The sequence below is a fragment of the Amycolatopsis echigonensis genome (assembly GCF_014174495.1).
Classification (GTDB): Bacteria; Actinomycetota; Actinomycetes; order Mycobacteriales; family Pseudonocardiaceae; genus Amycolatopsis; species Amycolatopsis echigonensis.
In genome coordinates this window covers 1-15,052 of sequence record NZ_JACJHR010000131.1, presented here as the reverse complement: position 1 = coordinate 15,052, position 15,052 = coordinate 1, and the positions used below count along the sequence as shown (strand labels likewise).

14 protein-coding genes are annotated in these 15,052 nt (G+C 70.4%); 8 read left to right on the top strand and 6 right to left on the bottom strand.

Annotated elements, in window-relative coordinates; all coding sequences use genetic code 11:
• Positions 1–113: 113 nt before the first annotated feature.
• Entirely contained in the window at positions 114–857 is a 744-nt protein-coding gene (gene yaaA, locus H5411_RS43390) for a peroxide stress protein YaaA (RefSeq protein ID WP_183127477.1), read from the top strand.
• 256 nt (positions 858–1,113) lie between these two features.
• On the opposite strand, the gene H5411_RS43385 is transcribed toward yaaA, so the two are convergent.
• Complete coding sequence (locus tag H5411_RS43385) at positions 1,114–2,202, bottom strand: NAD(P)/FAD-dependent oxidoreductase (RefSeq protein WP_101435069.1); 1,089 nt, start codon at positions 2,200–2,202, stop codon at positions 1,114–1,116.
• 4 nt (positions 2,203–2,206) lie between these two features.
• Positions 2,207–3,751 (bottom strand): phytoene desaturase family protein, encoded by a 1,545-nt coding sequence (locus H5411_RS43380; RefSeq protein ID WP_183127475.1) that lies wholly within the window; start codon positions 3,749–3,751, stop codon positions 2,207–2,209.
• Between the two features lie 83 nt (positions 3,752–3,834).
• Here H5411_RS43380 and H5411_RS43375 point away from each other — a divergent pair, with 83 nt between their 5' ends.
• Entirely contained in the window at positions 3,835–4,821 is a 987-nt protein-coding gene (locus H5411_RS43375) for an aldo/keto reductase (RefSeq protein WP_101435071.1), read from the top strand.
• Positions 4,822–4,844: 23 nt separating this feature from the next.
• On the opposite strand, the gene H5411_RS43370 is transcribed toward H5411_RS43375, so the two are convergent.
• Positions 4,845–5,102: a hypothetical protein gene (locus H5411_RS43370; RefSeq protein WP_183127473.1), complete on the bottom strand. Its 258-nt coding sequence runs from the start codon at positions 5,100–5,102 to the stop codon at positions 4,845–4,847.
• A gap of 387 nt (positions 5,103–5,489) precedes the next feature.
• Between H5411_RS43370 and H5411_RS43365 the strand changes: the two genes are divergently transcribed.
• The 3 genes from H5411_RS43365 (at position 5,490) to H5411_RS43355 (ending at position 9,885) form a co-directional block, all read left to right on the top strand.
• Positions 5,490–6,446 (top strand): serine protein kinase RIO, encoded by a 957-nt coding sequence (locus H5411_RS43365; protein ID WP_101435073.1) that lies wholly within the window; start codon positions 5,490–5,492, stop codon positions 6,444–6,446.
• Positions 6,447–6,766: 320 nt separating this feature from the next.
• A complete protein-coding gene (locus tag H5411_RS43360) occupies positions 6,767–8,458 on the top strand; it encodes a DEAD/DEAH box helicase (protein WP_101435074.1) in 1,692 nt (563 codons plus the stop codon).
• 260 nt (positions 8,459–8,718) lie between these two features.
• Complete coding sequence (locus tag H5411_RS43355) at positions 8,719–9,885, top strand: 8-amino-7-oxononanoate synthase (protein WP_183127471.1); 1,167 nt, start codon at positions 8,719–8,721, stop codon at positions 9,883–9,885.
• Here the strand turns inward: H5411_RS43355 and H5411_RS43350 are convergent.
• Together H5411_RS43350 and H5411_RS43345 are read right to left on the bottom strand one after the other, a co-directional pair.
• Entirely contained in the window at positions 9,882–10,313 is a 432-nt protein-coding gene (locus H5411_RS43350; RefSeq protein ID WP_183127469.1) for a GNAT family N-acetyltransferase, read from the bottom strand. The two genes, H5411_RS43355 and H5411_RS43350, sit on opposite strands and share 4 nt — an antisense overlap.
• Positions 10,314–10,333: 20 nt before the next feature.
• On the bottom strand, positions 10,334–11,152 hold the full coding sequence (locus H5411_RS43345) for a S1 family peptidase (protein ID WP_101435077.1): 819 nt from the start codon (positions 11,150–11,152) through the stop codon (positions 10,334–10,336).
• A gap of 172 nt (positions 11,153–11,324) precedes the next feature.
• Between H5411_RS43345 and H5411_RS43340 the strand changes: the two genes are divergently transcribed.
• From H5411_RS43340 to H5411_RS43330, 3 genes are all read left to right on the top strand, one after another.
• A complete protein-coding gene (locus H5411_RS43340; RefSeq protein WP_220818250.1) occupies positions 11,325–12,185 on the top strand; it encodes a M15 family metallopeptidase in 861 nt (286 codons plus the stop codon).
• A 70-nt stretch (positions 12,186–12,255) separates the two neighbouring features.
• Positions 12,256–13,650: a mycothione reductase gene (locus H5411_RS43335; protein ID WP_183127467.1), complete on the top strand. Its 1,395-nt coding sequence runs from the start codon at positions 12,256–12,258 to the stop codon at positions 13,648–13,650.
• Between the two features lie 100 nt (positions 13,651–13,750).
• Positions 13,751–14,026 (top strand): hypothetical protein, encoded by a 276-nt coding sequence (locus H5411_RS43330; protein WP_183127465.1) that lies wholly within the window; start codon positions 13,751–13,753, stop codon positions 14,024–14,026.
• Between the two features lie 58 nt (positions 14,027–14,084).
• Here H5411_RS43330 and H5411_RS43325 read toward each other — a convergent pair.
• A partial coding sequence (locus tag H5411_RS43325; protein WP_220818249.1) for an alpha/beta hydrolase occupies positions 14,085–15,052 on the bottom strand: 968 nt, incomplete at its 5' end.

Here is a 15,052-nt window from a genome sequence, read left to right as displayed (position 1 = left end):
ACCGCCTCGACGTCGGCGAGTGCGAGCGGGCGCCAGGCGAGTTCCATGCGGGCCAGGGTAAGGAGCGGCACACGGCCGCCGCACCTGGATTACCCGGCGGTTACGCTCCGGGGGTGCTGGTGCTCCTCCCTCCTTCAGAAACCAAGGCCGACGGCGGCAAAGGCGCGCCGCTGGATCTGGACGCGCTGTCGTTTCCCGAACTGAACCCCGTGCGCGCCAAACTGGCAGACGCCCTCGTGGAGCTTGCCGGCGACGTCCCGGCGAGCCTCGCCGCGCTAGGCATCTCCGCTCGTCAAGCCGACGAGGTCACCCGCAACGCCCAGCTCTGGACCTCCCCGACGATGCCCGCGCTGCGCCGCTACACCGGCGTCCTCTACGACGCACTCGACGTCAAAAGCTTCACCCGCGCCGGACTGGCCAAAGCACAACAGCGCCTGGCCGTCACGTCGTCCCTGTTCGGCGTCGTCGCAGCAACCGACCCCATCCCCGCCTACCGCCTCTCGGGCGGCAACAGGGTCCCCGCACTAGGCACCGTACGAGGCCTGTGGAAGCCGGTCCTGGAACCAGTACTGCGCGACGTCGAAGGCCTGCTCGTAGACCTCCGCTCCGGCACGTACGCCGCTTTCGCGAAGCTGCGCTCCGACGCAGTCACCGTCCGCGTAGTCACCGAAGACGCCAACGGCAACCGCACCACGGTGAGCCACTTCAACAAGGCCTACAAAGGAAAACTGGCCGCAGTTCTGGCCACCTCGCGAAGCGAACCGTCCACTGTGGACCAACTAGTGCGCGTCATCAGCAAAGCAGGCCTGACCGTAGAACGCACCGGCGAACACGCCCTGGAACTTCTCACCGACTGACGGCCCCAAGGCCCCTCAAGGACCCCTTCACAACCCACCCAACCGCAACCGACGCACCCAACCCACCAAGCACCCACACCACCCCCGCACCCCGATACGAAGCCTCCTCTGCGGTCTGGGGGTGCTTGTCAAGGCATCTTTCCCGCCTTGACAAGCACCCCCAGACCGTCAGCACAATCCAGCTTCGGGGTGCCCCACGCGAGGACCGGGCGCAATGTCGCCGCCAGGCGACGAGCCGACCAAGCCCCACACAGGCTCAAGAAAACCGCCCCGGACCACACCCGCTCAACAACTCCCCGGGAACATCCGCCCCCAACACCAACTCCGCCACCAGCTTCCCCGCATAAGGCCCCAACGTAAGCCCACCCGGACCGAACCCAGTCGCCAAATACAACCCAGGCGCGACCTGCCCCAGCAACGGCAACCCATCGGGCGAAGCAGGCCGAAACCCCACCCGCGTCTCGACAAGCCCCGCGTCCCCCAACCCAGGCGCGACCGCCAACGCCTGCTCCAGCACTTCCCTCTGCCCCGCCGCGGTCACCCGATGGTCAAACCCGGCCCCGCTCTCCCGAGTAGCCCCAGCCACCACCCGGCCACCGGGAAACGCCAGCAAATAGTGACTGGTCCGAGGCAAAACGACCGGCCAACCACGCGTATCCGCACCAGGCAGAGCGAAGTGACTGATCTGCCCCCGCTGCGGCGTCACGGGCACCGGCACCCCCAACGCCTCCGCCACTTCCCCGGACCAGGCCCCAGCCGCGAGCACCACCGCGTCCCCGGACAATTCCTCCGCCCCGGCCCGGACCCGCAACCCCGGCTCCAGCGAAGCCTCAGCGGTCACGAACTCGACGCCCCGGTCGATCGCCGCGGAGATCAGCGCACGACGCAGCACCTGCCCGTCCACCCGGCCCGCTCCCGACAGATGCACCGCGGCCAACTCCGGCGCCAAGGGCGGAAAGAGCTCCCGAGCCTGCCCGGCATCGAGCCGCTTCACGACCCCGGCTTCCGGTGCCTCCGCCACCCGCGCGACGAGCCGGTCGTAAGCCTCGGTCAGCTCCTCCTCGCGAGCTGACACCACCATCCCGCCGACGACCTCATACGACGATTCGTGCCCGGCTTCGCTCAGTTCAGCGGCCAAAGTCGGGTAGTACCGACCGGCGGCGGCCGCGAGCGGATAGACCGCTTCGTCCCAAGTGGACGTCCAAGGGCTGACGATCCCGGCGCCCGCATCGGTCGCCACCCCGGCCCGATCCGCGTCCACCACGACGACTTCCGCTCCATGCAGCGCCAGATGGTAAGCCGTCGAAGCCCCGCCGATCCCGCTGCCGATCACGATCACGCGCATGTCTTCACCCTGCCTGTCCGCCGCCGAAACGTCGACCGAGCACCGCCATCGCCGCGTTGTGCCCGGGTATCCCGCTCACCCCGCCGCCGCGGGCCGCGCCGGCCCCGCACAGCAGCACCCGTTCGTGCGCGGTCTCGACGCCCCAGGTCCCCGCCGTGTCGTCGTCGCCGTACGGCCACGACAGGTCGCGGTGGAAGATGTGCCCGCGCGGCAGCCCCAGCTCCGCCTCCAAGTCCAGCGGCGTTTTGGCTTCGATGCACGGTTTCCGGTCGCCGTCCAGCAGAAGACAGTCCTCGATCGGCTCCGCGAGCACGCTGTCCAGCGACGCCACGGTGGCCCGCAGCGCCGCCGCCCGCGCCCCGTCGTTGTCCGCTTCGAACAGCCGAGCCGGCATGTGCAGGCCGAACAACGTCAACGTCTGCACGCCCGCCGCTCGCTCAGCCGGGCCGAGGATCGCCGGGTCGGTCAGCGAGTGGCAGTAGAGCTCGCACGGCGGCACCGCCGGGACCCGGCCCGCCGCCGCCTCCCGGTAAGCGGTTTCGAGCTGGGCAAACGATTCGTTGACGTGGAAGGTCCCGCCGAACGCGTCGCGCGGATCGACCGCATCGCGCAACCGGGGCAGTCGGCGCAGCACCATGTTCACCTTCAGCTGCGCACCCTCCGGCGACTCCGCGGGCTCCTCGCCGAGCAACCGGGCAAGCACGCGCGGCGCGACATTCGCCAGCACATGCCCGCCGACTACGACGCGTTCCGTATCGCCTTCGCGGTAACGGACTTCGCCGTCCGGTGTCACGGACAGCACCTCCGCGCCGGTGACCAGCACCGCTCCAGCGCGACGGGCCGCGTCGGCGAGCGCGGCGGTGACCGCACCCATTCCGCCGACCGGGACATCCCAGTCGCCGGTGCCATTGCCGATGAGGTGATAGAGCAGGCAACGGTTCTGCCGAAGCTGCACGTCGTCCGCGGAGGCGAAAGTGCCGATCAACGCATCGGTGAGCACCACCCCGCGCACGACGTCGTCCTCGAACAGCTCGCGCAGCGTTTCTCCTGCCGGGCGCTCGAAAAACGTCGCCCACGCCTCGTCGTCGCCGATCCGTTGCCGCAGCTCAGTGCGCGTCGGCAACGGCTCGGTCAGAGAATCGAAGGTCGCCTCCGCCACCCGCGCCGCCGAGGCGTAAAACCGTTGCCAGGCCGCATGGTCCTTTGTGGACCCAGCCACCGCGCGAAACGACTCTCCGGTCCGACCGTCGTCGCCCGTGTCGACAAGGAGACCTGTGTCGCCGACCGGGGTGTACGACGACATCCGCCGTCTCCGCAGCCGGACGTCCAAACCCAGCTCGGCCGCGATCCGTTTCGGCAGCAGGCTGACCAGGTACGAATAACGCGAGAGCCGGACGTCCACGCCAGGGAACGCGCGGAACGACACCGCCGCGCCGCCGGTCTCCGCCCGCCGTTCCAGCACCAGCACCGACCGTCCGGCCCGGGCCAGATAGGCCGCGGCGACGAGCCCGTTGTGCCCGCCGCCCACGATCACCGCGTCGTAGTCCACCGTCGCGAGCCTAATGCTTGACCCGGAGCGCGCTCCAGGTCTTAGCGTCGCCGAAGACAAGATCCGGCGCAGAAGGAGCGATCATGACCCACATCCCGACCCGGAACCTCGGCGGACTGACCGTGTCCGCACAGGGCTTGGGCTGCATGGGAATGAGCCACGGCTACGGCGCGGCCGACGACGCGCAGTCGATCGAAACGCTGCGCTACGCCGTCGACCTCGGGGCGAATTTCCTTGACACTTCCGACTTTTACGGCTCCGGCCACAACGAGGAGCTGATCGGCCGCGCGATCGCCGGCCGCCGCGACGAGGTCGTGCTGGCCACCAAATTCGGCATCGCGAGCCGCCTCGGCGAACCGACGCAGGTCCGCGGCGACGCCGCCTACGCGCACCAGGCCTGCGACGCCTCGCTGCGGCGGCTCGGCACCGACCACATCGACCTGTACTACCTGCACCGAGTCGATCCGGACGTGCCGATCGAGGAAACCGTCGGCGCGATGGCGGACCTGGTGCAGGCCGGAAAAGTCCGTCACCTCGGGCTTTCCGAGGCGAGCGCGCAGACCATCCGGCGCGCGCACGCGGTGCACCCGATCGCGGCGCTGCAGAGCGAATGGTCGCTGTGGACCCGCGACCTGGAAGCGGAAATCGCACCGACCTGCCGTGAACTCGGCATCGGCATCGTCCCGTTCTCCCCGCTCGGCCGCGGCTTCCTGACCGGCCGCTACCGCACCACCGAAACGATGGACGACAACGACGTGCGGCGCTACCAGCCCCGGTTCGCCGAGGGCAATCTCGACCGGAACCTCGCGATCGTGGCGAAACTGGAGGAGCTGGCCGCCGCGAAGGAGGTCACGACCGGACAGCTGGCCCTCGCGTGGGTGCAGGCGCGCGGCGAGGACGTGGTGCCCATCCCGGGCACGCGGCGGAAGCAGTACCTGGAGGAAAACCTCGCGGCCCTGACCGTCGAGCTCACCGCCGACGATCTCGCCGCGATCGAGACGGTCGCCGCGCCGGAGAACTTCGCGGGCGAGCGCTACGACGCGGCGCACCTCGCGTTCGTCAACCGCTGACCGGCCTGAGGCGGCGCTGGACGCTAGCGAGCCAGCGCCGCCTTCAGCGACGGCGCTTCCCGGTAGCCCGCGATGCGCGGCTCGCCGTTGCATGCGCTCGCCTCAGCCGCTGACCAAGCGCTCCACCGCGTCGAACGCCCGCGCCACCCGCTCCCGAGCGACACCGACAGCTCAGCCGGGTCCGAGACCGTCCGCATCAGCGGCTCGATGTCGCCGCCCACACCGGGCAGCACGTGCCCCTCGTCCAGCAGCTTCAGCGCGAGCTGCCGGAGCGCGTCCACGACGCCGCCCGTCCGTTCGCGGATCGCCGACCTCACTAGTTCGGCCGCCGGCAGGCGGTCCGCCGCTCCGACCGGCTCGCGTACGTGGCCGATCCGGCCGACGAACCGAGCCTCCGCATCCGGCCGGACAGAGTGATCGTCTGGGCGAGTTCGGGGAGCGGCGACGAGTAGCTCCTCGACGCCGCGCTCGCGCGCGAAATAAATCAGTTGCGCGGGTCCGGAACGGGCGGCAAGGTGATCGGCGTCCGGCGGGATGCCGCCGGCTGCCGGAAGAAAGGGAGGTGCGTCGTGGAGATTGTCCGGGCGCTGTCCTGCCCTCTTCCGCCCGCCCGCCTCGGCTAGAGCACGCGCTCGCCCGGTGGGCACCTCATCTAGGAGAACCCACCAGTGCGCGAGCACGATTTCGACGAATTTTCCGACGCCTCCGACTACTCCGACCGCCGGATGCGCCGTCGCCCTCGCTACGACGACGGGCCCGCCCCGGCTCGCCGGGGACGGCTCACCGAAGCCGAGCGGATCCGCCTCGCCCAGCTTCGCGAAGACGCCTACACCGAAACCGAACTGCCCGACGGCGCCGACCGGTGGACCACCTGGGACGACGCCGACCAAGGCCCGCATCCGCGGCCGGATTGGGTCGTCACCGAGCTCGCCGCGGTCGACACTGATCTCGGCGTGCTCAAGACCGGGAAGGAAGCGGACGTGCACCTGCTGCGCCGCAACCTTCCCGGAGACGACGGAGTTCTGCTGGCAGCCAAGCGATACCGCTCAGACGAGCACAAGCTGTTCCACCGCGACGCGGGCTATCTCGAGGGCAGGCGGATGCGCCGGTCCCGCGAGATGCGCGCGATGGCCGGGCGCACCTCGTTCGGCCGCAACCTGATCGCCGAACAGTGGGCGGTGGCGGAGTTCGCCGTCCTCAGTCGCTTGTGGACGATCGGCGCGCCGGTGCCGTATCCGGTGCAGCGGCACGGCACCGAGATCCTGCTGGAGTTCCTCGGCGAACCCGACGGCACCGCCGCGCCCCGGCTGGCGCAGCTGCGCCCCGGGCCGGACGAGCTGGCCGACCTGTGGGAGCAGGCCGTGTCGGCACTGGAACTCCTGGCGGGACAAGGACTCGCGCACGGCGACCTGTCCGCGTACAACCTCCTGGTGCACGAAGGCCAGCTGATGGTGATCGACCTGCCCCAGGCGGTCGACGTGATCGCGAACCCGCGCGGCCGGGAATTCCTGGCGCGCGACGTCGCGAATCTCGCCGGCTGGTTCCACAGCCGCGGACTGTCCGAACAGGTCGCCGACACCGCTGACCTGGTGCGGGAACTGGAAAACGCGGCCGGTCTCGGCTGAACGCGGGGGCGGGGTCGCAGGTGTGCGTCAGGCCACACCTGCGACCCCGCCCACAACCGCGCACCTGGGTGCGGGGCAATCACGCTCTCTCAGGTACAGTGTGTCAAGACCGCAACGGCGGCGTGGATGAGTTGGTGTCCGTCGCCTCCACAGTCCGCAGAAGGACTCGCGGCCATCCGAAGCAATTCCCGTCGGTGTGCCACGCCATGGCTAGGCGCACCGGGTCCGTCCCTGTGAACGCCCATCGCCACACCATCTTGCCCTGCCTGCGCGCGGGCAGCCCGGGCCTCCTTGCGACGTGCCACGTCCGAGAGGCATTTGTGACCATCACGTACGACTCCGGCCAGACCGCCCGCTCCCGAGCGGGCCGCCCCGAGCGCAAGCCGCGGCACCGGCCGGCCGGTGGAGACGTTCTCCACGACGACACGGTGGAGACCCCCGCCGTCAAGACCTTCGCCCAGCTGGGCCTGCCCGAGCCGCTGCTGCGGGCGCTCGCCGAGGCGGGCATCGACGCTCCGTTCCCGATCCAGTCCGCGACCATCCCGGACGCGCTGGCCGGCCGCGACGTGCTGGGCCGCGCCCAGACCGGGTCCGGCAAGACGCTGGCCTTCGGCCTGGCCATCCTGGCCCGGCTCGACGGCGGCAAGGCCCGCCCGAAGCGCCCCCGCGCGCTCGTGCTGGTGCCGACCCGCGAACTGGCCATGCAGGTGGCCGACTCGCTGACCCCGCTCGCCAAGTCCCTCGGCCTGTGGTGCCGCACCGCGGTCGGCGGCATGTCCTTCGGCCGCCAGGCGGAATCGCTCGCCCGCGGCGTCGACCTGCTGATCGCCACCCCGGGACGGCTGTCGGACCACGTCCGCCAGGGCACCGCCTCGCTCGGCGACTGCAACTTCATCGCGCTCGACGAGGCCGACCAGATGGCCGACATGGGCTTCATGCCGCAGGTCCGCGAGATCATGGACCTGACCCCGCCCGGCGGGCAGCGGCTGCTGTTCTCCGCGACGCTCGACGGCGACGTCGACAGGCTGGTCCGGCAGTACCTGGCCGACCCGGTCACGCACTCGGTCGCGCCGTCGACCGCGAGCGTCACCACCATGGACCACCACCTGTTCCAGGTGTCGCACTCGGACAAGCAGGACATCATCACCCGGATCGGCGCCCGCGAGGGCCGCACGATCATGTTCGTGCGCACCAAGCACCACGTGGACCGGCTGACCGAGCGCCTGCGCGAGAGCGGCGTGCACGCGGTGGCGCTGCACGGCGGCAAGACCCAGGGCCAGCGCAACCGCGTCCTCGCCGACTTCAAGGAAGGCCACGCGGCGGTCCTGGTGGCCACCGACGTCGCCGCGCGCGGCATCCACGTCGACAACATCTCGCTGGTGCTGCACGTCGACCCGGCCGCGGACCACAAGGACTACCTGCACCGCGCGGGCCGCACCGCTCGCGCGGGCGCGTCCGGCATCGTCGTCACCCTGGTGACGCACGACCAGCGGCGCACCGTCCGCCGGATGACCGATCGGGCCGGCGTCCGCGCCGAGACCACGATGATCCGCACCGGCGACGAGGAACTGTCCCGCATCACCGGCGCCCGCGAGCCGAGCGGCGAGCCGGTCGTGGAGCGTCGCCGGGAGTCCCCGCGCCGTTCCGGCGGCCGCGGCTTCGGCGGCGACCGCGGCGGCTTCCGCGGCCCGCGTGAAGGCGGCGGCTACCGCGGTTCCCGCGAAGGCGGTCGCGGCGGTTACGGCTCGCGTGACGACCGCGGTGGTTCCCGCGAAGGCGGTTACAACCGTGGCTCGTCCGAGGGCTCGCGCGAAGGCGGCTACGCACGCGAGGGTGGCTACTCGCGCGAAGGTGGTCGCGAAGGCGGCTACGCGCGTGAGGGTGGCTACGGCGCCCGTGACAGCCGGGGCGGCGGCGGTTTCAGCCGCAGCCGGCAGCAGTCGCGCTTCGGCGGCGGTGCCGGTCGCCCGCAGCGTCCGAGCCGCGGTCCGCGTCGCGGCTACGACGCCTGATTGATTTCTGAAGAACGGCCCCGCTCCGGCGGGGCCGTTCTTCGTTTCCGGCCAAGTTTCTCCTGCTGAGCCGGGTCGAGCTCCGCACGCACCCCGAAAGCCGCACCCCGGCGCGCAGCGATCTCGCCCGCCGGACCACGCTCCGCAAACCCTGGCCCGGAGCCGCCGCACCAGCCGGTTTCCGTTGCCGTGCCACGTTTCCCGCCTTTCCTTCGGCGGGGCGGCCAACGCGGTGATTGGCCGGATGCGACACTGCCTGGGTGACTGACACTCCGCCGCTGCCGCCTGAGAACGTCTTCGACTGGCTTGAAGCCGAAGGCCAGCGGCGCGCGGAAGCCGGTCTCTCCCGCCGGATGAACCCGCGTCCCGCGCAGCACGCCGTCCTCGATCTCGCGGGCAACGACTACCTCGGCCTCGCCCGCGACAAGCGCGTCGCCGGAGCAGCCGCCGCGGCCGCGTTGCGCTGGGGTGCCGGGGCCACCGGATCGCGCCTGCTCACCGGGTCCACCGAGCTCCACTCGGAACTCGAACACGAGCTGGCCCGGTTCTGCGGAACCCAGGCGGCGCTGGTGTTCTCCTCCGGATTCACCGCCAACCTCGGCGCGGTAACGGCCCTGTCCGGGTCCGAATCGGCGATCGTCACCGACAAGTACGTCCACGCGTCGCTGGTCGAAGGCTGCCGGTTGTCGCGCGCGGACATCGCGGCCGTCGAGCACGCGAGCCCGGCGGCGATCAAGCACGCGCTGGCCACGCGCCGCAAACCGCGCGCGATCGTGGTCACCGACTCGGTGTTCTCCGCCGACGGCGAACTCGCGCCGCTGGGCGAACTTGCCGAGATCTGCCGTGCGCACAGCGCCGCGCTCGTCGTCAACGACGCGCACGGCTTCGGCGTCCTCGGCGAAGGCGGCCGGGGCGCGGTGCACGCCGCCGGTTTGTCGTCCGCGCCAGATGTCGTCACCACACTGACGCTCTCCAACGCTCTCGGTGCACAAGGCGGCGCTGTCGTCGGTCCGCGCCGCGTGATCCGGCATCTCGTCGACACCGCGCGCAGCTTCCTCTTCGACACCGCGCTCGCCCCGGCCAGCGCCGCCGCCGCGCTGACCGCGTTGCAGGTGCTCAAGTCCGAGCCGGAACTGCCGGCGAAAGTCATCGAGAACGCCGGAAACCTCGCGATGGGCCTGAAGAACGCCGGTCTGCCGGTCGATCTCCCGGAAGCGGGCGTCGTCGCCCTCCGGACCCCGTCGCCACAAGCCGCCACCGCGTGGGCGGAAGCCTGTGCGGAGCAAGGAATCCAGGTCGGCTGCTTCCGCCCGCCCGCCGTACCGGACGGCGTCTCCCGGCTGCGCCTCACCGCCCGTGCAGACCTGTCGGAAGCAGACGTCGACCGCGCGGTGAAGGTGATCGCCGCGACCGCACCCCGCGGCTAAGCCGGGCGGCGCATGGTGATGTGCGGGATCCCGTCCTCCAGGAACTCCTCGCCCTCCGCCACGAACCCGAACCGCGCGTAAAGCTGCTGCGCGTATGTCTGCGCGTCCAGCACGAACTCGCCGGTCGCACCTTCCAGCGCCGCCGCCATCAGCTGCGCCGCCAAACCCTGGCCACGCGCCGACTTCGCCGTCACCACGCGGCCGATCCGCCGACCGCCGCCCGGCTCAGCCAGTACCCGCAGGCACGCCAAGACCTCCGTGCCGGAAGCCAGCCACAGATGCTCCGTCTCCGGAAGCAGGTCGAGCCCGTCGATGTCGGCGTACACGCAGTCTTGTTCCACCACGAACACGTCCGACCGCAGCCGGAGGATCTCGTACAGGTCGGCGGCGGCGAGGGCAGGCCCGAAAGCGCGGTGCAGAGTCGTCACACCGCCTTGCTTAACACAGCTCAGCCGAACAGCCGCGCCTGGGACTGCGCCGCGATGTCGTCGGAGAACTGCGAAACCCGCGTGTACACCCCGGGCTTGCCCGGTTTTCCGCAGCCGTCGCCGAAGGACACGATGCCGACCAGCGTGTCGCCCTCGACGAGCGGGCCGCCGGAGTCTCCCTGGCAGGCGTCCTGGCCGCCCTGCGGGTAGCCAGCGCACACCATGCTCGACGGGTCGTAGGTATCGTAGGCCGTCTTGCAGGTGGAGTCGCTGACCAACGGCACCTGGGCGCTGCGCAGCACGTCCGACCGCTGCCCGCCTTCGGAAAGCCGTCCCCAGCCGAGCACGGTCGCCTGCGTGCCTTCCGCGTACAGCGACTGGTCGTTCTTGTCCGCGAGCTTCGCCGCGCGATAGGGCAGCCGTCCGCGCACGGTGAGGACCGCGATGTCGTCGCCCTTCGTCGGGTCGCTGTAGTCCGGGTTCACCCAGACCCGCGAAACGCCGAGCTCCACGCCGTCGTCGCCGCGCTTGTCCTGCCGTCCGGCGACCACGTGGACCGACGACTTCGGCAGAGCTTTCGCGCAGTGCGCGGCCGTCGCCACCGCGGACGGGCTCACGATCACCGCTCCGCAGAACTGCGAACCGCTCTGGTCGGTGAGGTACACCGCGTACGGGTGGTCGGCCAGGGATGCTTCGCTGCCGCCCACGATGCGGGGCTGCGCGTGCGCACCCGGGTCGGACGGCGTCGAGGCCCAGGCCGAACCGACCGGGACCGCGATCGCGGCGGCGAGCAGCGACCCGGCCGCGAGCAGGACCGGACGACGGAGCTTCGCGGGCATGGGCTTTCCCTTCATCGGCACTACGACAGCACAGCCTGGACGCGCACGGGAATCAGCCGACTCCGGCGCGTGCACACATGGCCGCGATTACCCTAAACGGGCCAAGCCCAAAACGGTGTCACTGGAACGGGTGGAGTCTCTATACACCGAGCGCATTCGCTTAGCTGGAGGCATGCGACGGAAAACAGCCGCGACGGCCGGCGCGCTGATCGTCTTCTCGCTGGCCGGATGTGCCACCGGCACCCCCGCGGTACCCCCGCCGAGCCCGTTGAGCGCGCCGCCGGCTCCGTCCGGTCCGACAGTTCCGGCAACTCGGACAGCGACGAGCGCACCCGCCGTCACCTGGCAGGTGGGTGCTCATCCCCTGCCGTTGCGCCCGGACGGGTTCGGCGAGATCCAGCCGACTCCACCCGAACTGGTGAACCGCTCGCTGCCGACCCAGGATTTCCTCCCGCCGCCGACGAGCACCACGTACACCGCGAAGATCGCCGGCGTTCCCGACGCCGTGCTCAAGCGCAGCACCTGGCAGGCCGCCTGCCCCGTGTCGTCGGCCGACCTTCGCTACGTGACGCTTTCCTTCTGGGGCTTCGACCATCGCACCCACACCGGCGAGCTGCTGGTGCACAAGGGCGCCGCGCCAGCAGTCGTCAAGGCGTTCAGCGAGCTGTACGCACAGCAGTTCCCGATCGAGGAAATGCGCATCACCTCCCCTGCCGAACTCAACGCGCCGCCGACCGGCGACGGGAACAACACGAGCGCGTTCGTCTGCCGTCCGATGCGCGGGCAGAAAAGCTGGTCCGCGCACGCGTACGGGCTCGCAGTGGACGTCAATCCGTTTTGCAACCCGTACACCAAGGGCGATCTCGTCGTCCCCGAGCTGGCGTCCGCCTACGTCGACCGCGCAAGGGTCCGGCCAGGGATGGTCACCGCGGGCGGCCCCGTCGTGCGCGCGTTCGCCGGGGTGGGCTGGCAGTGGGGCGGGGCGTGGACCTCGCCGGTCGACCGGATGCATTTCACAGCCAACGGCGAGTGATCCGGGAACACGCGGGCAGGCGCCGGAGGTTGACTAGGCTGGCAGCAGACCGCTTTCGGGAAGGACCGCCGTGCCGCACTACGACCTGGTGATCATCGGGACCGGATCGGGCAACTCGATCCTCGGACCGGAGTTCGCCGACCTCCGGACGGCCATCGTCGAGAAGGGCGTGTTCGGCGGGACCTGCCTGAACGTCGGCTGCATCCCGACGAAGATGTTCGTCTACGCCGCCGACGTCGCCGCGACGCCCGCGGGCAGCTCCCGCCTCGGCGTCGACGAGGAGCTGACCGCGGTGCGCTGGCCGGACATCCGGGACCGGATCTTCGGCCGGATCGACCCGATCGCCGAGGGCGGCGCGGAGTACCGCGAGAACCACGAGGACAACCGCAACGTCGACGTCTACCGCGGCGAAGGCCGGTTCACCGGCATGAAGGAACTGCGCGTCAGCTTCGGCGACGGACGTCCGGACGAGGTCGTCACCGCCGACCGGTTCGTGCTCGCCGCGGGCGGGCGGCCGGTGATCCCGGACGTGCCGGGGCTGGCCGAAACCGGCTACTACACCTCCGACACTGTCATGCGGCTCGATGCCCTGCCGAAGCGGATCGTCGTGCTCGGCGGCGGATACATCGCGGCGGAGTTCGCGCACGTTTTCGCGTCGTTCGGCGTGGCGGTCACCGTGGTGAACCGTTCCGGCGCGCTGCTGCGGCAGGAGGACGCGGACATCAGCGCCCGGTTCACCGAACTGGCTTCGCAGCGTTTCGACGTCCGGCTGGACCGCAAGACGGTTCGCGCGCGCCGCACGGACAACGGGGTCGCGCTCGATCTCGAAGGACCGCAAGGCGCGGAGACGGTCGAGGCCGACCTGATCCTGGTCGCCACCGGCCGCAAGCCGAACTCGGATCTGCTCGACGTGGGCGCCACCGGCGTCGCCACCACCGAACGCGGGCACGTGGTGGTGGACGACTACCAGCAGACGTCCGTCGAAGGCGTTTACGCGCTCGGGGACATCTCGTCGCCGCTGGAGCTGAAACACGTCGCGAACCACGAAGCCCGTGTGGTGCGACACAATCTGCTGCACCCGGACGACCGGATCAAGGCCGACCACCGCTTCGTGCCGCACGCGGTGTTCACCTCGCCGCAGGTGGCGTCGGTCGGGTTGACCGAGGCGCAGGCGACCGAGCGCGGACTGTCCTTTGTGGTCTCGAAGGAGGACTACGCGGGAATCGCCTACGGGTGGGCGATGGAGGACACGACCGGTTTCGCGAAGCTGCTGGCCGACCCCGCGACCGGACAGCTGCTGGGCGCGCACATCATCGGCCCGCAGGCGTCGACGGTGATCCAGCCGCTGATCCAGGCGATGAGCTTCGGCCTCGACGCGCGGTCGATGGCGCGCGGACAGTACTGGATCCACCCGGCGATGCCGGAACTGGTGGAGAACGCGCTGCTGAATCTGCCGCTGGACTGACCGGGAGCTACTCAGAGTGGGTCGCGAGCGGTCGCGATTCCCGAATCGGGTAACAAGGATGTCGCGTTGTTACTGTTCCCGCGGAGGTGCGGGGACTGACATGACCGACATGATCGCCGGAGAAACCGTTGCGGCGGCGGAAGATTTGGCCACTCGCTGGAGCGAGGTCACGGATCTCGAGCTGGTTTTCGCCGTGCGGCGGGCCGAGGCCGGGACGACGGCCGCGACGCTGGCGTTGCTGGAAGAGCTTCGGGAGAAGCCGTCCGAGTGGGCCGCGCAGTGCCTTGCCGTCGCGGTGGCCGCGCTCGACGACGTCCGGCGCAACGGCCAGCTTCCCGGGCCGGCACGGGAAGAGGCGGTGCTGGCGAGCAGCTGACGCGATCCGGCGGGAGTGTCCACAGTGGGCAGACTCGCCGGAGCCGCCGCGGTCCGGATCAAGCGGTGGTCCGGGTGACGAAATCGGCGATGGCGTCTTCCATCTGCTGGAGTCCGGGGTCTTCGAGCGGGTAGTGCCCGGCGTTGTCGAGCAGGACGGTGTCGACCGGGACCTTGGTGATGCGGGAGAGCACGGGCACGCTGAGGTGGTGCGGCGTCCAGCGGTCCTCGGCGGGCTGGGTGAGGAGCACCGGGCACGCGTCGAAGTCGGGCGGTTCGGCCGCGGGCGTGTAGTTGGCGTAGCTGTCGAGGAAGCGGACGCTGACCCAGTTGGCGGCTGAGGTGCGGTCCTTCATCAGGACCTTCATCGCGTCCGGGTCGTTCGCGAGCGCGGACATCTTGGACGCGAGGCTCATCGGGTACTTCGCGGACGCGAGCGGCGTCTTCGCCAGCAGGCCCATCAGCTGGACGCCCGCTCGAGCCGTGAGCTTGTCGTGGGAAGTTTCGTCGCGGACGCGCCGGTCGCGCTGGTCGAGGAAGGTCATGCCGACGATGCCGCGCAGAGTTCCGCGCGGGGCCTTGGCTGCGACATGGTAGGTGAGCATGCCGCCGGCGCTCAATCCATAAAGGACGATGGGACGGTCGTCGCGGGACTGCTCGTAGGCGAGGAAGTCGACGACGAGGTCGACCCAGTCGTCGTAGGACGGCGTGGTCCCGGGCTTCACCTGGGTGAGACCGTAGCCGAGGTTGTCCAGGGCGACGGTCTCGAAGCCGCGCCGGGCGAGCGGGGCGCCGAGGATGAGCGACATCTGGCGGCCGTTGGTGCCGACTCCGTGGTGGAGGACGACCTTGGCCTTCGCGTCGGGGTTGAGGTAGCGGTCGAGGTGGACGCGGTGGCCGCGCCAGTCCCAGAAGTCCTCCTCGGGCGCGGTGGCGTCGGTCAGGCGCAGCCGCTCGGGAAGGAACTGCTGGAGATCGCGCCAGGCCTGCTGGTCGCGGTAATAGGCGGGAGCAGTGGTCATGAGAG

Bases quoted from the DNA above. Each gene is read 5' to 3' on its own strand.
- H5411_RS43345 (WP_101435077.1), bottom strand. From the start codon at position 11,152: ATGCCCGCGAAGCTCCGTCGTCCGGTCCTGCTCGCGGCCGGGTCGCTG.
- H5411_RS43340 (WP_220818250.1), top strand. From the start codon at position 11,325: ATGCGACGGAAAACAGCCGCGACGGCCGGCGCGCTGATCGTCTTCTCG.
- H5411_RS43330 (WP_183127465.1), top strand. From the start codon at position 13,751: ATGACCGACATGATCGCCGGAGAAACCGTTGCGGCGGCGGAAGATTTG.
- H5411_RS43375 (WP_101435071.1), top strand. From the start codon at position 3,835: ATGACCCACATCCCGACCCGGAACCTCGGCGGACTGACCGTGTCCGCA.
- H5411_RS43385 (WP_101435069.1), bottom strand. From the start codon at position 2,202: ATGCGCGTGATCGTGATCGGCAGCGGGATCGGCGGGGCTTCGACGGCT.